Origin of the sequence: Beijerinckia indica subsp. indica ATCC 9039 (genome assembly GCF_000019845.1) — a bacterium.
GTDB classification, from domain to species: Bacteria; Pseudomonadota; Alphaproteobacteria; order Rhizobiales; family Beijerinckiaceae; genus Beijerinckia; species Beijerinckia indica.
Window position 1 is genome coordinate 1,559,410 of record NC_010581.1, and the last position, 18,470, is coordinate 1,577,879.

Consider the following 18,470-nt stretch of genomic DNA (forward strand, 5'->3'; position numbering starts at 1 on the left):
GAGGATGGGAGGGCTAGGCGGTCCTCCATCCTCCAACCCTTCGCTGAACCCTCTTTGCGAAGGAACAGATTTCCGGCCAGTGGCCACGGCTCTTGCGCTGATGGCCCGAGCATAGGAGAGAACCATGAATCAAGAGGTGATGAATCTCTTCAATCCGGTTGTGCAGCCGCAGGCGTTCGACCAGATTCAGATTTCGATCGCCAGCCCGGAAAAGATCTTGTCGTGGTCCTACGGCGAGATCAAAAAACCGGAAACCATTAATTACCGCACTTTCAAGCCGGAACGTGATGGCTTGTTCTGCGCGCGCATCTTCGGTCCGATCAAGGATTACGAATGTCTGTGCGGCAAATACAAAAGAATGAAATATAAGGGCGTCATCTGCGAGAAGTGCGGCGTCGAGGTCACGCTGTCGCGCGTCCGGCGCGAACGCATGGGCCATATTTCGCTCGCGGCTCCGGTTGCGCATATTTGGTTCTTGAAATCCTTGCCGTCGCGCATCGGGCTTCTGCTCGACATGACGCTCAAGGATCTCGAGCGCATTCTCTATTTCGAGTCTTATATCGTTCTCGATCCGGGCCTCACGCCTTTGAAGGATCGTCAGCTTCTGAACGAGGAAGACTATCTCAAGGCCCAGGATGAATACGGCCAGGACAGTTTCACGGCGCTGATCGGTGCGGAAGCGATCCGCGAGATTTTGCGCAATATGGATCTGCCGAAGATCGCCGAGGATCTCAAGGTCGAGATCGCGGAATCGACGACCGAACTGAAGCCCAAGAAACTCGCCAAGCGCCTCAAGATCATCGAGGCCTTCATGCATTCGGGCAATAAGCCGGAATGGATGATCCTGACCGAGGTGCCCGTCATTCCGCCGGACCTGCGTCCGCTGGTTCCACTCGATGGTGGCCGTTTCGCGACGTCCGACCTCAACGATCTCTATCGTCGTGTCATCAACCGCAACAATCGTCTGAAGCGGCTGATCGAATTGCGCGCTCCCGATATTATCGTGCGCAATGAAAAGCGCATGCTGCAGGAAGCGGTCGATGCTTTGTTCGACAATGGTCGTCGTGGTCGCGTGATCACCGGCGCCAACAAGCGTCCGTTGAAGTCGCTCGCCGATATGCTCAAGGGCAAGCAGGGCCGGTTCCGCCAGAACCTGCTCGGCAAGCGCGTCGATTATTCCGGCCGTTCGGTCATTGTCGTCGGTCCAGAATTGAAGTTGCATCAATGCGGCCTGCCGAAGAAGATGGCCTTAGAGCTGTTCAAGCCCTTCATCTATTCGCGGCTCGACGCCAAGGGCTTTTCGGCAACCGTCAAGCAGGCGAAGAAACTCGTCGAAAAGGAAAAGCCCGAGGTCTGGGATATTCTCGACGAAGTCATTCGCGAGCATCCGGTGATGCTGAACCGCGCTCCGACTTTGCATCGTCTCGGCATTCAGGCCTTCGAGCCTAAGCTGATCGAAGGCAAGGCTATTCAGCTCCATCCGCTCGTCTGCGCCGCGTTCAACGCGGATTTCGACGGGGACCAGATGGCGGTGCATGTGCCTTTGTCGCTCGAGGCGCAGCTCGAAGCCCGCGTCTTGATGATGTCGACCAATAATATTCTGCATCCGGCCAATGGTCAGCCGATCATCGTGCCGTCGCAGGATATCGTGCTCGGCCTCTATTATGTGACGCTGATGCGGGATGGAGAGCCGGGGCAGGGCATGATGTTCGCCAATATGGGCGAGATCGAGCATGCCTTGAATGCCAAGGCGATCACCCTGCATACGAAGATCAAGGGACGCGCCTGGACCTTTGACGAGAACGGCGAGAAGGTCTCAAAGATCTTCGACACGACTCCTGGCCGTCTCATCCTTGGTCAATTGCTGCCTCATCATGTGAAAATTCCTTTTGACGTCGTGAATAAGCTCATGACGAAAAAAGAAATCTCGAACATGATCGATATCGTCTACCGCAATTGCGGGCAGAAGGAGACGGTCATTTTCTGTGACCGGATCATGGCGCTTGGGTTCCGTGAGGCGTTCAAAGCTGGCATTTCCTTCGGCAAGGACGACATGGTCGTGCCGGAAACCAAGCCGCGCATCATCGAAGAGACGAGCGCGCTGGCCAAGGAATATGAGCAGCAATATAACGACGGCCTCATCACTCAGGTCGAGAAATACAACAAGGTCGTCGATGCTTGGGGCAAATGTTCCGTCAAGCTCGCCGATGAAATGATGGCGCGCATTTCGGCCGTTCAGAAGGATGATGACGGTCGCGATAAGCCGATCAATTCGATTTATATGATGAGCCATTCGGGTGCGCGTGGTTCGCCCACCCAGATGAAGCAGCTCGCGGCGATGCGCGGCCTGATGGCCAAGCCGTCCGGCGAGATCATTGAGACGCCGATCATCTCGAACTTCAAGGAAGGTCTGACCGTCCTTGAATATTTCAACTCGACCCACGGCGCGCGTAAAGGTCTGGCCGATACAGCCTTGAAGACGGCGAACTCGGGCTATCTGACACGCCGTCTCGTCGATGTGGCGCAGGATGCGATCATTACCATTCCCGATTGTCATTCGGAGAATGGGATTCGTATGCGCGCGATCATCGATGCTGGCCAGATCGTGGCTTCTCTGGAAACGCGTATTCTTGGACGCACGGCGGCCGAGGATTTGCGCGAGGCCGACGGCACGATCATCGTCCCTGCCGGCGAGATGATCGAAGAAATCCATGTCGGCCGTATCAATGCGGCCGGCATCCAGGAGGTCAAGATCCGCTCGGTTCTGACCTGCGAGGCCAAGAATGGCGTTTGCGCCAAATGTTACGGGCGCGACCTTGCCCGTGGCACGCCCGTGAATATGGGTGAGGCGGTCGGTGTCATCGCGGCGCAGTCCATCGGTGAGCCTGGTACGCAATTGACCATGCGTACCTTCCATATCGGCGGCGCGGCGCAGATCGCGGATCAGTCCTTCATCGAATCCAATTTCGAAGGGACGGTGAAGATCCGCAACCGGCACGTTGCGCGCAATACTGATGGCGATCTCATGGTCATGGCCCGCAACGTGGCGGTGGTGATTGATGGACCCGACGGGACAGAACTCGCCGTGCACCGTGTTCAATATGGCGCGCGGCTCAAGGTGGATGAAGGCGACAAGATCAAGCGTGGACAGAGGATCGCCGAGTGGGATCCCTATACGCGTCCGATCCTGACCGAAATCGATGGCACGATCGGTTTCGAGGATCTGGTCGAAGGTGCCTCGATGACGGAAACTATCGACGAAGCGACCGGCATTGCCAAGCGCATGGTCATCGATTGGCGGCTCAATCAGCGTTCCGCCAGCTTGAAACCGGCCATGGTGATCAAGACTGCCGATGGCAAGGTTGGTAAATTGCAGCGCGGCGGTGAGGCCCGTTACATGCTGCCGGTCGATTCGATCATCGGTGTCGATCCGGGCGGCTCCGTCAAGGCCGGTGACGTCATCGCGCGTATCTCGATGGAATCGGCCAAAACCCGCGATATTACCGGTGGTTTGCCGCGTGTCGCGGAATTGTTCGAAGCTCGTCGTCCGAAGGACCATGCGATTATCGCAGAAGCCTCTGGTACGGTGCAGTTTGGCCGCGACTACAAGAACAAGACCAGGATTTCGATCGTCCCGCATGAAGATGGCGCGGAGCCGATCGAATATCTAATCCCCAAAGGCAAACATATCTATCTGCAGGATGGGGATGTGGTCGAAAAGGGTGATTATATCGTCGACGGCAATCCCGCCCCGCACGATATTCTCGCCATCAAGGGTGTCGAGGAACTCGCGGCCTATCTCGTCAATGAGATCCAAGAAGTCTACCGACTTCAGGGTGTGAGCATCAACGACAAGCATATCGAAGTGATTGTCCGGCAGATGTTGCAGAAGGTCGATATTGTCGATTCCGGCGATACGGACTTCCTGCCGGGTGAGCAGGTCGACCAGCTTGAATTCGAAGAGGCCAATATCCAGGCTGTGGAAAATGGCGGCAAGCCGGCAACAGGGACACCGGTTCTGCTTGGCATTACCAAGGCCTCCTTGCAGACCCGCTCCTTCATCTCCGCCGCGTCGTTCCAGGAAACGACACGCGTGCTGACGGAAGCGGCTGTCAATGGCAAGGCGGATACACTCGAAGGCTTGAAGGAAAACGTGATCGTCGGGCGTTTGATCCCGGCGGGCACGGGGGCTGCCATGGCCAAGCTGCGGCGGGTTGCCGTCCAGCGCGATGAATTGATTCTCGCGCAAAAGGCGGAAACCTCCGAAGCACCTCTGGTACCGATTCCGCATTTGCCTGCTGCCGAATAATCGGCAAGGCAGGGGCGATTCCTACTCGTCCGCATTCATCAGGCTGATTGATAGAGCCTCCCGCTTTTCGGAGCGGGAGGCTAATTTTTTAGTAACCTCTTAAGATCTATGAAGAATAAGCAATGTTACGGACCTCGCGCGAGCTGTGAGAAAGTGGGTTGACGAGATGCGCGCTGGGCAATAAGTTCAGCCCACTTTCAACAGGCTGTAGATTCTCTTTTTGGGACGACGCGTCCTGAACCCATAGAATCTAAACGCTGTTGGCTTCAGCGACTGACAAGTCACCGAAATCATTCCTTGAGGATGATTGACAGAAGGCATGAACCTGGTTTGCGCTGGGTTCCTCTCCTTGTCCTTGACGCCGAAAGCCCTATGGCCTTTGGCGTTGAGTTGTTTGCGCATGGAGTTCTTGTTTTACCCTTGTGGACCGGCAGGTGCCTCATAGAAGGTGCCTTTTGGTTCTCAAGCCTGATGGTTTGGGTGCATCTTCCTAGAGGCTTCACGCGTTATGAAGCTCACGGGAAGATGAACCTCTCGCTGGCGCACGAAAATCGCCCACGGAAGAAAGCATGCCGACGATCAGTCAGTTGATTCGCAAGCCGCGGCACGAAAAGGCCTATCGCGAAAAGGCGCGCCATCTTGAGGCGTGTCCGCAAAAGCGTGGTGTCTGCACGCGTGTCTATACGACGACACCGAAAAAGCCGAACTCGGCCTTGCGTAAGGTCGCCAAGGTGCGTCTGACCAATGGGTTTGAGGTCATCGGTTATATTCCGGGTGAGGGGCATAACCTTCAGGAACACTCGGTGGTCATGATCCGTGGCGGCCGCGTCAAGGATCTTCCTGGCGTGCGTTATCACATCCTACGCGGTGTGCTCGATACGCAGGGCGTCAAGAACCGCAAGCAGCGCCGTTCGAAATATGGCGCCAAGCGGCCGAAATAAGATTGTCGCGGGTGGATCGCCGCTCGGCAAAGCAATCGAACGTAATGGAATGGAGCTTTTCTTCGCGAGGCGAGGGCTCCGGTGAAGATTTGGACGGAGCAAAAAGATGTCGCGGCGCCATAGTGCTGAAAAGCGGGAAGTCATCCCTGACGCGAAATACGGTGATATCATTCTGACCAAATTCATGAACTCCATCATGTATGACGGCAAGAAGTCAATCGCCGAAGCCATCGTTTATGGTGCTTTCGATATTATCGAGCAGAAGTCGCATAACGAGCCCTTGTCGGTTTTCAAGCAGGCTCTGGACAATGTCGCTCCCTCCATCGAAGTGCGCTCGCGGCGTGTCGGTGGCGCGACCTATCAGGTGCCGGTCGAGGTTCGTAGCGAACGCCGTCAGGCTTTGGCGATCCGTTGGATCATCACCGCGGCGCGCGGTCGTAATGACAAAACTATGATTGATCGTCTGTCTGCGGAGCTGCTCGATGCCGCCAATAATCGCGGCAATGCCGTGAAGAAGCGGGAAGATACGCATCGCATGGCGGAAGCCAATCGCGCTTTTTCGCATTATCGCTGGTAGGACACGAGGAAGCGCTTTTGCGCTGGAGAAGGAATTTTCATCATGCCTCGCAGCCATCCGATCGAAGACTACCGAAATTTCGGTATCATGGCCCATATCGACGCGGGCAAGACGACGACGACCGAGCGTATTCTTTATTATTCAGGCAAGTCGCATAAGATCGGCGAAGTCCATGATGGCGCCGCCACGATGGACTGGATGGAGCAGGAGCAGGAGCGTGGTATCACGATCACCTCTGCCGCCACGACGACCTTTTGGAATGGTCGGCGCCTGAACATTATCGACACGCCTGGTCACGTCGATTTCACCATTGAAGTCGAGCGTTCTCTGCGTGTGCTCGATGGTGCTGTCTGTGTGCTTGACGGTAACCAGGGCGTCGAGCCCCAGACCGAAACCGTGTGGCGCCAAGCTGATAAATATAATGTTCCGCGCATCGTGTTCGTCAACAAGATGGACAAGATCGGCGCCGACTTCTACCGCTGCGTCGAAGACATTAAGACCAAGGTCGGTGGGCGTCCGGTCTGCATTCAATTGCCGATCGGCTCCGAGGCGGATTTCAAAGGTATCATCGATCTCGTGCGCATGAAGGCTGTCGTCTGGGAAGATGAGGCTCTCGGCGCGAAATATCATGATGAAGAAATCCCTGACGATTTGAAGGAAAAGGCGATTCATTATCGCAATCTCCTCGTCGAGGCTGCTGTTGAGCTCGATGATGATGCGATGACCGCCTATCTCGAAGGCGTGGAGCCCGATGAGGCGCTTCTTAAGCTTTTGATCCGCAAGGCTGTTCGTCAGATCACCTTCATTCCTGTTTTGTGCGGCTCGGCCTTCAAGAACAAGGGTGTCCAGCCTTTGCTCGATGCCGTTGTTGATTATCTGCCGACCCCAATCGATCGCGAGGCGATCAAGGGTGTCGATGTCAACACCGGCGAGGAGACCGTGCGTCTGCCGAGCGATAGCGAGCCTTTTTCCATGCTCGCCTTCAAGATTATGGACGATCCCTTTGTGGGCTCGATCACCTTCGCGCGTGTCTATTCCGGTAAGATTGAATCCGGCACCAGCGTGGTGAATTCCACCAAGGACAAGAAGGAACGTATCGGCCGCATGCTTTTGATGCATGCGAATAATCGCGAAGACATCAAGGAAGCCTATGCTGGTGACATTGTCGCGCTGGCGGGCCTGAAGGAAACCCGGACGGGTGATACTTTGTGTGATGTCAATAAGCCGGTCATTCTCGAGCGGATGGAATTCCCCGAGCCGGTTATCGAGATCGCGATCGAGCCGAAATCTAAGGCGGACCAGGAGAAACTCGGCATTGCTTTGTCGAAACTCGCAGCCGAGGACCCGTCTTTCCGCGTTTCGACCGATCAGGAATCCGGCCAGACCATCCTTAAGGGTATGGGCGAACTCCATCTCGACATTAAAGTCGATATTTTGAAGCGGACTTATAAGGTTGATGCCAATATTGGCGCACCGCAAGTCGCTTATCGCGAAAAGCTTATGCGGCGTGTCGAAATTGACGAGACGCATAAGAAGCAGACCGGTGGTACGGGCCAGTTCGCCCGGGTTAAGATGATCTTCGAGCCGAACGAAGCGGCGGCGGGTAATGCCTTTGAATCGAACATCGTCGGTGGTGCGGTTCCGAAGGAATATATTCCCGGTGTCGAAAAGGGCCTCTACAGCGTGCTGAACAGCGGTGTGCTGGCGGGCTTCCCCGTTGTCGATGTCAAGGCGACATTGATCGATGGGGCCTTCCATGAAGTCGACTCGTCGGTTCTCGCCTTTGAAATCTGCTCGCGTGCAGCGACGAGGCGTGCGCTGAAAGAGGGCGGTTCGGTTCTGCTTGAGCCGATCATGAAGGTCGAAGTGACGACGCCCGAGGAATATACGGGCTCTGTTATGGGCGATCTTCTGGGACGTCGCGGACAGGTCCAGGGTCAGGACATGCGTGGCAATGCCGTGGTTATTAACGCCATGGTGCCGCTTGCCAATATGTTCGGCTATGTCAATCAGTTGCGGTCCTTCAGCCAGGGCCGTGCCAATTATTCCATGCAATTTGACCATTATGAGCAGGTCCCCGCGAATGAAGCGGCGAAAGTTCAAGCGAAATACGCTTGATTGGTCGCACGGGGCTAGCAAAGAGATCCTAGAGGAGCCGGACGATGGGCAAGGAAAAATTTGAGCGGACGAAGCCGCATTGCAACATTGGAACGATTGGCCATGTTGACCATGGCAAGACGTCACTGACGGCGGCGATCACCAAGGTTCTGGCGGAAGCGGGCGGCGCGACCTTTACGGCCTATGATCAGATCGACAAGGCGCCGGAAGAGAAGGCGCGCGGCATCACGATCTCGACGGCGCATGTGGAATATGAGACGCCGAAGCGGCATTACGCGCATGTGGACTGCCCCGGCCACGCCGACTATGTGAAAAACATGATCACCGGCGCGGCGCAGATGGACGGGGCGATCCTGGTGGTTTCGGCGGCCGATGGCCCGATGCCGCAGACGCGCGAGCATATTCTTCTGGCGCGCCAGGTCGGTGTTCCGGCGCTGGTCGTGTTCCTGAACAAGGTCGACATGGTCGATGACGCGGAACTGCTCGAACTCGTCGAGCTGGAAGTGCGCGAGCTTCTGTCGAAATATGACTTCCCCGGCGATGACATTCCGATCACCAAGGGTTCGGCCCTGTGCGCCTTGGAAAACCGCAATCCGGAAATCGGTCATGATGCGGTTCTCGCTCTGATGCAGACGGTGGATGATTATATTCCGCAGCCGGAACGTCCGATCGATCTGCCGTTCCTGATGCCGGTGGAAGACGTGTTCTCGATCTCAGGCCGCGGTACGGTTGTGACAGGCCGCGTCGAGCGTGGCGTCATCAAGGTCGGTGAGGAAATCGAGATCGTCGGTCTGCGGCCGACGGTGAAGACGACGGTGACCGGCGTCGAAATGTTCCGCAAGCTTCTGGACCAGGGTCAGGCGGGCGACAATATCGGCGCTCTGCTGCGTGGCACCAAGCGCGAGGATGTGGAGCGTGGCCAGATCCTGTGCAAGCCGGGTTCCGTGAAGCCGCACACCAAGTTCAAGGCGGAAGCCTATATTCTGACCAAGGATGAGGGTGGCCGGCATACGCCGTTCTTCACCAACTATCGTCCGCAGTTCTATTTCCGGACGACCGATGTGACGGGCGTCGTGACGCTGCCGGAAGGCACGGAAATGGTGATGCCTGGCGATAATGTGACGATGGATGTGGAGCTGATCGTTCCGATCGCGATGGAAGAGAAGCTGCGCTTCGCCATCCGCGAAGGTGGCCGCACGGTCGGCGCCGGCGTCGTCGCCTCCATTACCGAGTAAAAGCTTGAAGCGGCCGGGCTCGGTCCGGCCGCTTGGTCTCTCCACTTCCGGCATTTGTTGGAAGTGGATAGGTCTCCGATCTGCTGCCTAGAGCAGTGGATTGGAGGGAGAAAAGGTTTGAAGCCGGCTGGACCAAGGTCAAGAGCGGTCGACAAGGAACATAACTACAATGAACGGCCAGAATATCCGCATCCGTCTCAAGGCGTTCGATCATCGAATCCTTGATACCTCGACAAAGGAGATCGTTTCCACCGCGAAACGGACGGGAGCGCAGGTGCGTGGTCCGATCCCCTTGCCGACGAAGATCGAAAAATTCACCGTGAACCGTTCGCCCCATGTCGATAAGAAATCGCGCGAGCAGTTCGAAATTCGGACCCATAAGCGGGTGCTCGATATTGTGGATCCGACGCCGCAGACCGTGGATGCCTTGATGAAGCTCGATCTCGCCGCTGGCGTCGATGTGGAAATCAAGCTCTAACCTTTGCTGAATTCGAGATGAACTGGGCAGCTTGCGTCATTGTATGCTCGCCTTGAAGGATGAAACTATGCGGTCAGGTGTCATCGCACAAAAGCTCGGCATGACCCGCGTCTTCACGGACGCCGGCGAGCACATACCCGTCACCGTGCTCAAGCTCGACGGTTGTCAGGTCGTTGGTCATCGTACCAAGGAACAAAATGGCTATGTCGCGGTGCAATTGGGCATCGGGCGCGCCAAGGTGAAGAATGTGTCGAAGGCCGAGCGTGGCCGTTTCGCGGTGGCCAAGGTTGAGCCGAAGCTGAAGCTCGCGGAGTTTCGTGTCGATGATGCGACATTGCTGCCCATCGGCGCCGAAATCACCGCCGATCATTTCGTGGTCGGGCAATTCGTCGATGTCACCGGCACGAGCACGGGTAAGGGCTTTGCCGGTGCCATGAAGCGCTGGAACTTCGGTGGTTTGCGCGCGACCCACGGCGTGTCGATATCGCATCGCTCGCATGGTTCGACCGGTGGTCGTCAGGATCCCGGTAAAACCTTCAAGAACAAGAAAATGGCTGGTCATCTCGGCACAGAGCGGGTCACGACGTTGAACCTGCGCGTCGTGCAAACGGATGTCGAGCGCGGATTGATTCTGGTCGAAGGCGCCGTTCCTGGAACGGCGGGTGGCTGGATCTATGTGCGTGATGCCGTCAAGAAACATTTGCCGAAGGAAGCTCCTTTGCCGGGCAAATTCCGCTTGGCTAACGAGGGCGCCGAACCTGCGCCGGCAACCGAATCCGCAGAGGGCTAAGCCGTGAAGATCGATATTACTTCTGTCAACGGCGAGACCGCGGGGTCGATCGATCTCGACGACGCCATTTTCGGTCTGGAGCCCCGCGTCGATCTGATCGCGCGCATGATCCGCTATCAATTGGCGAAGCGGCGTGCCGGTACTCACCAATCGCTTGGCCGCGCGGATATCCATCGCACCGGCAAGAAAATGTACAAGCAGAAGGGCACGGGTTCCGCCCGCCATGGTTCGGCGCGTGCGCCGCAGTTTCGTGGTGGCGGCAAGGCCTTTGGGCCTGTGGCTCGTTCCCACGAGCATGATCTGCCGAAGAAGATTCGCGCCTTGGCGCTGAAGCATGCTCTTTCGGCCAAGGCCAAGGATGGTGGCATCATCATCTGGAATGACGCCAAGATCCCAGAGGCCAAAACCAAGGGTCTGAAGGCGAATTTCGAGAAGATCGGGCTGACCAATGCTCTGATCATCGACGGCGCCGAGCTTGAGACGAATTTCTCTCTTGCTGCTCGCAATATTCCTCAAATCGATGTGCTGCCGGTGCAAGGCATCAACGTCTACGACATCGTGCGTCGGGACAAGCTGGTTTTGACCACGGCCGCCATTAATGCCCTGGAGGCTCGGTTCAAATGAGTGCCTCGAAAATCGCTCAAGACGCCCGCCATTATGATGTGATTGTCTCTCCGGTCATTACCGAAAAAGCGACGATCGCTTCGGAAGAAAACAAAGTGGTTTTCAAAGTGTTGAAGACCGCGACCAAGCCGGAAATCAAGGCTGCGGTGGAACGGTTGTTCGACGTTAAAGTCGAGGCCGTCAATACGCTTCTCCGCAAAGGGAAGAAGAAGGTTTTTAAAGGAACCCGTGGGGTTCAGTCCGATGTCAAGCGCGCGGTCGTGACTCTCGCCGAGGGCCACAAGATCGATGTGACGACCGGGCTTTGACGCGGAGCTGGGATTAGGCCAATGGCACTGAAGACATTCAAGCCGATCACACCGAGCCTGCGACAGCTGGTCATCGTCGATCGCAGCAATCTGTATAAGGGCAAGCCGGTCAAGCAATTGACAGAGGGTAAGTCTTCCTCGGGCGGTCGCAACAACAACGGCCGGGTCACCGTTCGTTTTCGTGGTGGCGGTCACAAGCAGACCTATCGGATCATCGATTTCAAACGGCGTAAGCTGGATATGCCGGCGAAGGTCGAGCGGATCGAATATGATCCCAACCGGACCTCGTTCATTGCTCTGATCCGTTATGCGGATGATGAATTGTCCTACATCATTGCTCCGCAGAAACTTGCGGTTGGTGATGAAGTGATTTCCGGCCAGCAGGTCGACGTCAAGCCTGGTAATGCCATGGCTTTGGCGAACATGCCGGTCGGGACGATCGTGCATAATATCGAGATGAAGATCGGTAAAGGCGCGGCTATGGTCCGCTCGGCCGGCACCTATGCGCAGGTCGTCGGTCGCGATCAGGGCTATGTCATCGTTCGTTTGAATTCCGGTGAGCAGCGTCTGATCCACGGGCAATGTTTTGCGACGGTTGGCGCCGTGTCCAACCCGGATCATATGAATGCCTCGATCGGCAAGGCTGGTCGTAGCCGCTGGCTCGGACGGCGCCCGCATAATCGCGGTGTCACGATGAACCCGGTTGACCATCCGCACGGCGGTGGTGAAGGCCGGACCTCTGGCGGCCGGCATCCGGTTACGCCTTGGGGCAAGCCGACCAAGGGCAAGAAGACCCGCACGAATAAATCAACGGACAAATTTATTGTGACCTCGCGTCATAAGAGCAAGAAGAAGGGTTGATCCATGGCGCGCTCGATCTGGAAAGGTCCGTTCGTCGACGGTTATCTGCTTAAGAAGGCTGAAGCCGCGCGTGCCTCCACCCGTTCGGAGGTTATCAAGATCTGGAGTCGTCGTTCGACGATTCTGCCGCAATTCGTCGGCCTCACTTTCGGTGTCTATAACGGACATAAACATGTGCCTGTTTCGGTCACCGAGGACATGATTGGCCATAAATTCGGTGAATTTTCTCCGACGCGCACGTTCCATGGACATGCGGCGGATAAAAAAGCCAGAAGGGGCTAAGAGAGGCCGATGTCGAAAGAGAAAACCCCACGCTCGCTCGGTGACAATGAGGCCAAGGCTGTGGCCCGCATGCTGCGGGTCAGCCCTCAAAAACTCAATCTCGTTGCCCAGCTTATTCGCGGTAAGAAGGTCGACAAAGCGCTGGCCGATCTTGAGTTTTCGCGCAAGCGGATCGCTTATGATGTCAAGAAGACATTGGAAAGTGCGATCGCGAATGCCGAAAACAATCATAGTCTCGATGTTGACGATCTGATCGTCGCGGAGGCTTTTGTCGGCAAGGCCATGGTCATGAAGCGGTTCAGCCCCCGCGCGCGCGGTCGGTCCGGGCGTATCGAGAAGCCTTTCGCGCATTTGACGATTGTCGTGCGTGAAGTGACTGCCGTAGCGGCCGGAGCCTGAGGAGAATACGATGGGACAGAAAGTCAATCCGATCGGCCTGAGGCTCGGGATCAATCGAACCTGGGATTCGCGCTGGTTTGCGAATAAGGGCGAATATAGCAAGCTTCTGCACGAGGATATGCGTATCCGCGAGGTTCTGATGAAGAACCTGAAGCAGGCGGCTGTTTCCAAGATCATCATCGAGCGCCCGCATAAGAAATGCCGCGTGACCATTCATTCGGCGCGTCCGGGTGTCGTCATCGGCAAGAAGGGTGCGGATATCGACAAGATCCGTAAGCTGGTTTCCAAGCTGACGGATTCGGAAGTCGTCATCAACATCGTGGAAGTGCGCAAGCCTGAAATCGACGCCACTCTGGTTGCGGATTCGATTGCGCAGCAGCTCGAAAGGCGCGTCGCTTTCCGGCGTGCGATGAAACGCGCGGTGCAGTCAGCAATCCGCCTCGGCGCTGAGGGTATCCGCATCAATTGTTCCGGCCGTCTTGGCGGTGCGGAAATTGCCCGGCTCGAATGGTATCGTGAGGGACGTGTGCCGCTGCATACATTGCGTGCGGATGTCGATTACGGTGTCGCAACAGCCCATACGGCCTACGGTACTTGCGGTATCAAGGTTTGGATCTTCAAAGGAGAAATCCTGGAACATGATCCAATGGCGCAGGATCGCAAAATGGCCGAACTCGACCATGCGGGCGGTGGTGGCGGCGGTGAACGCCGGCGTCGCGAACGGGATGCGGCCTGAGGCCTCTTGATCTGAATTTATTCGAAAGTTTCCATCATGCTGCAACCAAAACGCACCAAATTCCGAAAGGCTTTCAAAGGCCGCATTCATGGCGCCGCCAAGGGTGGGTTCGAGCTGAATTTCGGTGAGTTCGGCTTGAAGGCGATGGAGCCCGAACGTATTACGGCCCGTCAGATCGAGGCTGCTCGCCGCGCCATGACTCGCCATATGAAACGCGCTGGACGTGTCTGGATCAGAATCTTCCCGGATGTGCCGGTGTCGAAAAAGCCGACCGAGGTTCGCATGGGTAAAGGTAAGGGCGCGCCGGAATTCTGGGCGGCCCGCGTGGCACCCGGGCGTATCATGTTCGAGCTCGATGGCGTACCGGCTGATCTCGCTCGGGAGGCCCTGCGTTTGGCTGCGGCCAAGTTGCCGATCAAAACGCGCTTCATCCAGCGCATCGAAGAGTAAGAGGGCGCAGCCATGAAAAGCAAACAGCGTTTGTCGGATCTTCGGGTCATGACCGTCGACCAGCTGGATCAGGAATTGTTGAATCTCAAGAAAGAGCAGTTCAACCTGCGCTTTCAGCGGGCCACCGGCCAGCTCGAAAATACGGCACGTGTGCGCATTGTGCGGCGGGATATCGCGCGGATCAAAACGCTCGCCGCCAAGCAACGCCAAGCCGCCAGCGCCTGAGGACAGGCCCGCCCACTTGCTAGAACAGGTTTAAAAAGATTATGCCGAAGCGAATCCTCCAAGGCGTCGTGGTGAGCGACAAACAAGAAAAAACCATTGTGGTGAAAGTCGAGCGCCGCTTCACACACCCGCTTTTGAAGAAGACGGTGCGGCGTTCGAAAAATTATCACGCCCATGACGAAGCAGGTACGTATAAGATTGGCGATACCGTCTCGATTGAAGAGACCAAGCCGATTTCCAGGTTGAAACGCTGGATTGTTCTCGAGACAGCGGCTAAAGCTTGAAAATAAATCATAAAGGAGACGCAGGTCTCCTTCAGGCGCAGTCCGGCTTGCACTTGTTGCAGGCCGGAAACCGTTCTGAATAGAAAGGTCAAGCAGATGATTCAGATGCAGACTAATCTCGACGTGGCCGATAATTCCGGCGCACGGCGTGTGATGTGCATCAAGGTTCTTGGCGGCTCGAAGCGCAAATATGCCGGGGTCGGCGATATTATCGTCGTATCCGTCAAAGAGGCCATTCCGCGCGGGCGCGTGAAAAAGGGCGATGTGATGAAGGCGGTGGTTGTTCGGACCGCCAAGGATATCAAGCGCGCCGATGGTTCCGTGATTCGCTTCGATACCAATGCCGCCGTTTTGATTAATAATCAGTCGGAGCCGGTCGGCACTCGTATTTTCGGGCCGGTGCCGCGCGAATTGCGCGCCAAAAATCACATGAAGATCATCTCGCTCGCTCCGGAGGTGCTGTGATGGCCGCTAAAATCAAAAAAGGCGACAAGGTCGTCGTTTTGGCTGGACGCGACAAGGGCCGTTCTGGCGAAGTGCTGCAGGTCCTTCCCAAGGAAGATCGCGCACTGGTCCGGGGGATCAATCTCGTCAAGCGGCACCAGCGTCAGACCGCCAAGCAGGAAGCTGGCATCTATACGAAAGAAGCGACGATCCATCTGTCGAATCTCGCGTTGGCCGATCCCAAGGACGGTAAGGCGACCCGCGTCGGGTTTAAGATTCTTGAAGATGGCCGCAAGGTGCGCTTCGCCAAGCATTCCGGAGATGTGATCGATGGCTGATAATAAAAAGGGTGGTAAGGCACCGGCCAAGGGTGGCAAGGCGAAAACCCCCGCGAAGACACCGGCCACCAAGAAACCCGCGGGCTCGATCTCGAGCCGCGATGTGACCCCGATTGCGACGGCCGGAGCAGAGGCGCTGGCCGCTCCGAAGGATTATACGCCGCGTCTCAAGAAATTTTATGAAGAGACGGTGAAGCCGAAGCTGATCGAGGAATTCGGCTATAAGAATCCGCTGGAAATCCCGACGATTGAAAAAATCGTGCTCAATATGGGCGTCGGTGATGCGGTCAATGACACCAAGCGCGTGACGTTGGCTGCGGCCGATCTCTCGCTGATTGCTGGCCAGAAGCCGGTGATCACCCGGGCGCGCAAGGCGATCGCGACCTTCAAGGTTCGCGAGAACATGCCGATTGGCGCCAAGGTGACGTTGCGTAAGACGAGAATGTATGAATTTCTCGACCGTCTCGTAACGATCGCTTTGCCCCGTGTACGTGACTTCCGTGGCCTCAATCCCAAAAGCTTCGATGGCCGTGGAAATTATGCCATGGGTATCAAGGAACATATCGTGTTCCCGGAAATCGATTACGACAAAGCAGAAAGCATCCTCGGGATGGACATTATTGTCTGTACTTCGGCAAAAACCGATGATGAGGCTCGTGCGCTTCTGCGTGCATTCAACTTCCCATTCCGGCAGTGAGTTTCGAGCTCAGACGCGGAATCAAGAGGTAAAGTTCATGGCGAAGAAAAGTTCGGTCGAAAAGAACAAGCATCGCGCGCAATTGGTCAAGCAATATGCCGGCCGTCGCGCCCGCTTGAAGGCGATCGCGAACGATGAAACCCTGAGCATGGAGGAGCGCTTCGAAGCGCGCCTCAAATTGGCGGAATTGCCGCGTAATTCGGCTCCCGTAAGGCTGCGCAACCGCTGTGAAATCAGTGGCCGTCCGCGCGCTTTCACCCGCAAAATGAAAATGTCGCGTATCGCGGTTCGTGAATTGGGCTCGCAGGGCCTGATCCCGGGCCTCGTGAAGTCGAGCTGGTAAAAGGAGCGGATCATGGCAGTCAACGATCCGTTGGGCGATATGCTCACACGCATCCGCAATGCTCAGATGCGGCGCAAAGGAAAAGTGCAGACCCCGGGTTCGCGGTTGCGCGCCCATGTGCTCGATGTGTTGCAGGAAGAAGGCTATATTCGCGGTTATTCGACCACGGAATATGGCAACGGGCGCAGCGAGTTTGAGATTGAGCTGAAATATTTCGATGGCCTTCCGGTCATTCGTGAAATTCAGCGCGTATCGAAGCCCGGTCGGCGTGTTTACACCGCGGTGAACGCGATTCCCCGTGTTGCCAATGGGCTTGGTATTTCGATCATCTCCACCCCCAAAGGCGTTATGGCCGATCACGCGGCACGCGAGGCCAATGTCGGCGGCGAAGTCTTGTGCAAGGTCTTCTGACCTCCGGCTGAGGAGCCCAGTTCAATGTCTCGTATCGGAAAAAAGCCGGTCGTCATTCCCGCTGGCGTGACAGCCAAGGTCGAAGGACAGGCCATTTCGGTGAAGGGCGGCAAAGGCGAATTGCATTTCACCGCGCCCGATTATGTTTCTGTTGCTTTGGAAGGCACGCAGATTGCCGTCTCGCCGCGTTCTGAAGATAAAAAAGCCCGCGCGGCCTGGGGCATGACCCGGTCGATCGTGAATAATCTGGTAATCGGAGTCTCGCAGGGTTTTGAGCGCAAGCTCGAGATCACGGGTGTCGGCTACAAGGCTGCGGTGCAAGGAAAGAATCTTCAACTTTCTCTGGGCTATAGCCACGATATTAGCTTTCCGATTCCGGATGGAATTGCGATTGCTGCGCCCAAGCCGACCGAGGTTTCGATCACCGGGATCGATAAGCAGCGGGTCGGGCAGATTGCCGCTGAAATTCGGGCCCTGCGTCCGCCGGAACCCTATAAGGGCAAGGGCGTGAAATATGCCGGGGAATTCATCTTCCGTAAGGAAGGCAAGAAGAAATAAGATTGAGAGCGAAGGGCCAATATTATGGCAAAGGACATTGAGGCGACTGAACGCCGCAAGGCGCGGGTCCGCCGTTCGCTGCGCGCAAGGGCTTATGGTAAGCCGCGGCTTTCCGTCTTCCGTTCGTCGAAGCAGATTTATTGTCAGATTATCGATGATGGCGAAGGCAAGACCCTCGTTGCAGCCTCTTCGCTTGAAAAGGCTAACCGGGAAGGCTTGAAGACCGGCGCAACAGTCGAAGCGGCTAAGATTATCGGCAAGCTGATTGCCGAAAGGGCCGTTCAGGCTGGCATTAAGGACGTGATTTTCGATCGCGGTGCTTATATGTATCACGGGCGTGTCAAGGCCTTGGCTGATGGCGCGCGCGAAGGCGGCTTGAATTTTTAAAGCCAGCTGTCGGAAAGGATTTTGGCCTTTTCGACCTTTTTCCATTCGAAGCGAGCGGTCGATCTTTCGGAGGCCGCGTTTAAGTGACGGACAATAATAATGGCGCGTGAAGGTGAAGGCGGCGGTCGTGGTGGCCGCGAAGAACGCGATAGCGAATTCGTGGACCGTTTGGTCCATATCAATCGCGTCGCCAAAGTGGTGAAAGGCGGCCGGCGGTTTGGCTTTGCCGCTCTGGTCGTGGTCGGCGACCAGAAGGGTCGAGTCGGCTATGGCCATGGCAAGGCCCGTGAAGTGCCGGAAGCTATTCGCAAAGCGACGGAATCGGCTAAGCGGGCCTTGATTCGCGTGCCCTTGCGCGAGGGGCGGACGCTGCATCATGATGTGAATGGTCGCCACGGAGCTGGGCGTGTCGTCCTGCGCGCTGCGCCCGCCGGAACCGGGATCATCGCTGGCGGCCCGATGCGCGCCGTTTTCGAAACACTCGGCATGCATGACGTGGTTGCGAAGTCGCAGGGGTCTTCGAACCCTTACAATATGATTCGCGCAACGTTCGACGCTTTGCAGCGCGAGGATTCACCGCGCGCCGTCGCTGCCCGCCGTAGCCTCAAGGTTTCGGTTCTCCAAGGCCGGCGCCTGGGCGGTGACACCGAAACCGCTGCGGAAGGTTGAGGAGTT

24 protein-coding genes are annotated in these 18,470 nt (G+C 56.5%); all 24 read left to right on the top strand.

All coding sequences use genetic code 11. The features are described from left to right. Positions 1-124: 124 nt before the first annotated feature. The 24 genes from rpoC (at position 125) to rpsE (ending at position 18,464) form a co-directional block, all read left to right on the top strand. On the top strand, positions 125-4,309 hold the full coding sequence (gene rpoC, locus BIND_RS06845; protein WP_012384345.1) for a DNA-directed RNA polymerase subunit beta': 4,185 nt from the start codon (positions 125-127) through the stop codon (positions 4,307-4,309). Between the two features lie 569 nt (positions 4,310-4,878). Next, positions 4,879-5,250 (top strand): 30S ribosomal protein S12, encoded by a 372-nt coding sequence (gene rpsL, locus BIND_RS06850; protein WP_012384346.1) that lies wholly within the window; start codon positions 4,879-4,881, stop codon positions 5,248-5,250. Positions 5,251-5,356: 106 nt separating this feature from the next. Beyond that, positions 5,357-5,827, top strand: a complete 471-nt coding sequence (gene rpsG, locus BIND_RS06855; RefSeq protein WP_012384347.1) for a 30S ribosomal protein S7 — start codon at positions 5,357-5,359, stop codon at positions 5,825-5,827. A gap of 42 nt (positions 5,828-5,869) precedes the next feature. After that, positions 5,870-7,945 carry an elongation factor G gene (gene fusA, locus BIND_RS06860; RefSeq protein WP_012384348.1) on the top strand — a complete coding sequence of 692 codons (2,076 nt, stop codon included), beginning with the start codon at positions 5,870-5,872 and terminating at the stop codon, positions 7,943-7,945. Positions 7,946-7,989: 44 nt separating this feature from the next. Next, entirely contained in the window at positions 7,990-9,180 is a 1,191-nt protein-coding gene (tuf, locus tag BIND_RS06865) for an elongation factor Tu (RefSeq protein ID WP_012384349.1), read from the top strand. A gap of 169 nt (positions 9,181-9,349) precedes the next feature. Beyond that, positions 9,350-9,658, top strand: a complete 309-nt coding sequence (gene rpsJ / locus BIND_RS06870; protein ID WP_012384350.1) for a 30S ribosomal protein S10 — start codon at positions 9,350-9,352, stop codon at positions 9,656-9,658. Positions 9,659-9,725: 67 nt separating this feature from the next. After that, on the top strand, positions 9,726-10,448 hold the full coding sequence (gene rplC / locus BIND_RS06875) for a 50S ribosomal protein L3 (RefSeq protein WP_012384351.1): 723 nt from the start codon (positions 9,726-9,728) through the stop codon (positions 10,446-10,448). A gap of 3 nt (positions 10,449-10,451) precedes the next feature. Further along, entirely contained in the window at positions 10,452-11,072 is a 621-nt protein-coding gene (gene rplD / locus BIND_RS06880; RefSeq protein WP_012384352.1) for a 50S ribosomal protein L4, read from the top strand. Positions 11,073-11,083: 11 nt separating this feature from the next. After that, positions 11,084-11,380 (top strand): 50S ribosomal protein L23, encoded by a 297-nt coding sequence (locus tag BIND_RS06885; protein ID WP_085938747.1) that lies wholly within the window; start codon positions 11,084-11,086, stop codon positions 11,378-11,380. Between the two features lie 21 nt (positions 11,381-11,401). Further along, entirely contained in the window at positions 11,402-12,241 is an 840-nt protein-coding gene (rplB, locus tag BIND_RS06890; RefSeq protein WP_012384354.1) for a 50S ribosomal protein L2, read from the top strand. A 3-nt stretch (positions 12,242-12,244) separates the two neighbouring features. Then, positions 12,245-12,523, top strand: coding sequence for a 30S ribosomal protein S19 (gene rpsS, locus BIND_RS06895; protein ID WP_012384355.1), 279 nt, complete (start codon positions 12,245-12,247; stop codon positions 12,521-12,523). A gap of 9 nt (positions 12,524-12,532) precedes the next feature. Further along, positions 12,533-12,922, top strand: a complete 390-nt coding sequence (rplV, locus tag BIND_RS06900; RefSeq protein WP_012384356.1) for a 50S ribosomal protein L22 — start codon at positions 12,533-12,535, stop codon at positions 12,920-12,922. 10 nt (positions 12,923-12,932) lie between these two features. Beyond that, positions 12,933-13,658 carry a 30S ribosomal protein S3 gene (gene rpsC, locus BIND_RS06905; protein ID WP_012384357.1) on the top strand — a complete coding sequence of 242 codons (726 nt, stop codon included), beginning with the start codon at positions 12,933-12,935 and terminating at the stop codon, positions 13,656-13,658. A gap of 36 nt (positions 13,659-13,694) precedes the next feature. After that, a complete protein-coding gene (rplP, locus tag BIND_RS06910) occupies positions 13,695-14,108 on the top strand; it encodes a 50S ribosomal protein L16 (protein ID WP_012384358.1) in 414 nt (137 codons plus the stop codon). A gap of 12 nt (positions 14,109-14,120) precedes the next feature. Beyond that, on the top strand, positions 14,121-14,333 hold the full coding sequence (gene rpmC / locus BIND_RS06915; RefSeq protein WP_012384359.1) for a 50S ribosomal protein L29: 213 nt from the start codon (positions 14,121-14,123) through the stop codon (positions 14,331-14,333). Positions 14,334-14,374: 41 nt separating this feature from the next. Further along, positions 14,375-14,617, top strand: a complete 243-nt coding sequence (gene rpsQ / locus BIND_RS06920) for a 30S ribosomal protein S17 (protein ID WP_012384360.1) — start codon at positions 14,375-14,377, stop codon at positions 14,615-14,617. A gap of 96 nt (positions 14,618-14,713) precedes the next feature. Further along, positions 14,714-15,082, top strand: a complete 369-nt coding sequence (gene rplN, locus BIND_RS06925) for a 50S ribosomal protein L14 (RefSeq protein ID WP_012384361.1) — start codon at positions 14,714-14,716, stop codon at positions 15,080-15,082. Beyond that, complete coding sequence (gene rplX, locus BIND_RS06930) at positions 15,082-15,399, top strand: 50S ribosomal protein L24 (protein WP_012384362.1); 318 nt, start codon at positions 15,082-15,084, stop codon at positions 15,397-15,399. Before rplN ends, rplX begins: the two co-directional genes overlap by 1 nt. Continuing rightward, complete coding sequence (gene rplE / locus BIND_RS06935; protein ID WP_041777974.1) at positions 15,392-16,096, top strand: 50S ribosomal protein L5; 705 nt, start codon at positions 15,392-15,394, stop codon at positions 16,094-16,096. The genes rplX and rplE overlap by 8 nt, the downstream gene beginning before the upstream one ends. A gap of 37 nt (positions 16,097-16,133) precedes the next feature. After that, the gene (rpsN, locus tag BIND_RS06940) at positions 16,134-16,439 is read left to right on the top strand and encodes a 30S ribosomal protein S14 (protein WP_012384364.1); all 306 of its coding nucleotides are present in this window, start codon (positions 16,134-16,136) and stop codon (positions 16,437-16,439) included. A gap of 12 nt (positions 16,440-16,451) precedes the next feature. Continuing rightward, the gene (rpsH, locus tag BIND_RS06945) at positions 16,452-16,850 is read left to right on the top strand and encodes a 30S ribosomal protein S8 (protein WP_012384365.1); all 399 of its coding nucleotides are present in this window, start codon (positions 16,452-16,454) and stop codon (positions 16,848-16,850) included. Positions 16,851-16,874: 24 nt separating this feature from the next. Then, positions 16,875-17,408, top strand: coding sequence for a 50S ribosomal protein L6 (rplF, locus tag BIND_RS06950; protein WP_012384366.1), 534 nt, complete (start codon positions 16,875-16,877; stop codon positions 17,406-17,408). A gap of 24 nt (positions 17,409-17,432) precedes the next feature. Next, on the top strand, positions 17,433-17,795 hold the full coding sequence (rplR, locus tag BIND_RS06955) for a 50S ribosomal protein L18 (protein WP_012384367.1): 363 nt from the start codon (positions 17,433-17,435) through the stop codon (positions 17,793-17,795). Positions 17,796-17,894: 99 nt separating this feature from the next. Beyond that, a complete protein-coding gene (gene rpsE / locus BIND_RS06960) occupies positions 17,895-18,464 on the top strand; it encodes a 30S ribosomal protein S5 (protein WP_012384368.1) in 570 nt (189 codons plus the stop codon). The last annotated feature ends 6 nt before the right edge of the window (positions 18,465-18,470 follow it).

Excerpts from the sequence above, each read along its gene's own strand:
- rplB (WP_012384354.1), top strand. The coding sequence starts at position 11,402 with ATGGCACTGAAGACATTCAAGCCGATCACACCGAGCCTGCGACAGCTG.
- rplN (WP_012384361.1), top strand. The coding sequence starts at position 14,714 with ATGATTCAGATGCAGACTAATCTCGACGTGGCCGATAATTCCGGCGCA.
- rplF (WP_012384366.1), top strand. The coding sequence starts at position 16,875 with ATGTCTCGTATCGGAAAAAAGCCGGTCGTCATTCCCGCTGGCGTGACA.
- tuf (WP_012384349.1), top strand. The coding sequence starts at position 7,990 with ATGGGCAAGGAAAAATTTGAGCGGACGAAGCCGCATTGCAACATTGGA.
- rplC (WP_012384351.1), top strand. The coding sequence starts at position 9,726 with ATGCGGTCAGGTGTCATCGCACAAAAGCTCGGCATGACCCGCGTCTTC.
- rplR (WP_012384367.1), top strand. The coding sequence starts at position 17,433 with ATGGCAAAGGACATTGAGGCGACTGAACGCCGCAAGGCGCGGGTCCGC.
- rpsG (WP_012384347.1), top strand. The coding sequence starts at position 5,357 with ATGTCGCGGCGCCATAGTGCTGAAAAGCGGGAAGTCATCCCTGACGCG.
- rpsE (WP_012384368.1), top strand. The coding sequence starts at position 17,895 with ATGGCGCGTGAAGGTGAAGGCGGCGGTCGTGGTGGCCGCGAAGAACGC.
- rpsJ (WP_012384350.1), top strand. The coding sequence starts at position 9,350 with ATGAACGGCCAGAATATCCGCATCCGTCTCAAGGCGTTCGATCATCGA.
- rplP (WP_012384358.1), top strand. The coding sequence starts at position 13,695 with ATGCTGCAACCAAAACGCACCAAATTCCGAAAGGCTTTCAAAGGCCGC.
- rpsN (WP_012384364.1), top strand. The coding sequence starts at position 16,134 with ATGGCGAAGAAAAGTTCGGTCGAAAAGAACAAGCATCGCGCGCAATTG.
- rplE (WP_041777974.1), top strand. The coding sequence starts at position 15,392 with ATGGCTGATAATAAAAAGGGTGGTAAGGCACCGGCCAAGGGTGGCAAG.
- rpsS (WP_012384355.1), top strand. The coding sequence starts at position 12,245 with ATGGCGCGCTCGATCTGGAAAGGTCCGTTCGTCGACGGTTATCTGCTT.
- rpsL (WP_012384346.1), top strand. The coding sequence starts at position 4,879 with ATGCCGACGATCAGTCAGTTGATTCGCAAGCCGCGGCACGAAAAGGCC.
- rpmC (WP_012384359.1), top strand. The coding sequence starts at position 14,121 with ATGAAAAGCAAACAGCGTTTGTCGGATCTTCGGGTCATGACCGTCGAC.
- rpsC (WP_012384357.1), top strand. The coding sequence starts at position 12,933 with ATGGGACAGAAAGTCAATCCGATCGGCCTGAGGCTCGGGATCAATCGA.
- rpsQ (WP_012384360.1), top strand. The coding sequence starts at position 14,375 with ATGCCGAAGCGAATCCTCCAAGGCGTCGTGGTGAGCGACAAACAAGAA.
- rpsH (WP_012384365.1), top strand. The coding sequence starts at position 16,452 with ATGGCAGTCAACGATCCGTTGGGCGATATGCTCACACGCATCCGCAAT.
- rpoC (WP_012384345.1), top strand. The coding sequence starts at position 125 with ATGAATCAAGAGGTGATGAATCTCTTCAATCCGGTTGTGCAGCCGCAG.
- rplV (WP_012384356.1), top strand. The coding sequence starts at position 12,533 with ATGTCGAAAGAGAAAACCCCACGCTCGCTCGGTGACAATGAGGCCAAG.
- rplX (WP_012384362.1), top strand. The coding sequence starts at position 15,082 with ATGGCCGCTAAAATCAAAAAAGGCGACAAGGTCGTCGTTTTGGCTGGA.
- fusA (WP_012384348.1), top strand. The coding sequence starts at position 5,870 with ATGCCTCGCAGCCATCCGATCGAAGACTACCGAAATTTCGGTATCATG.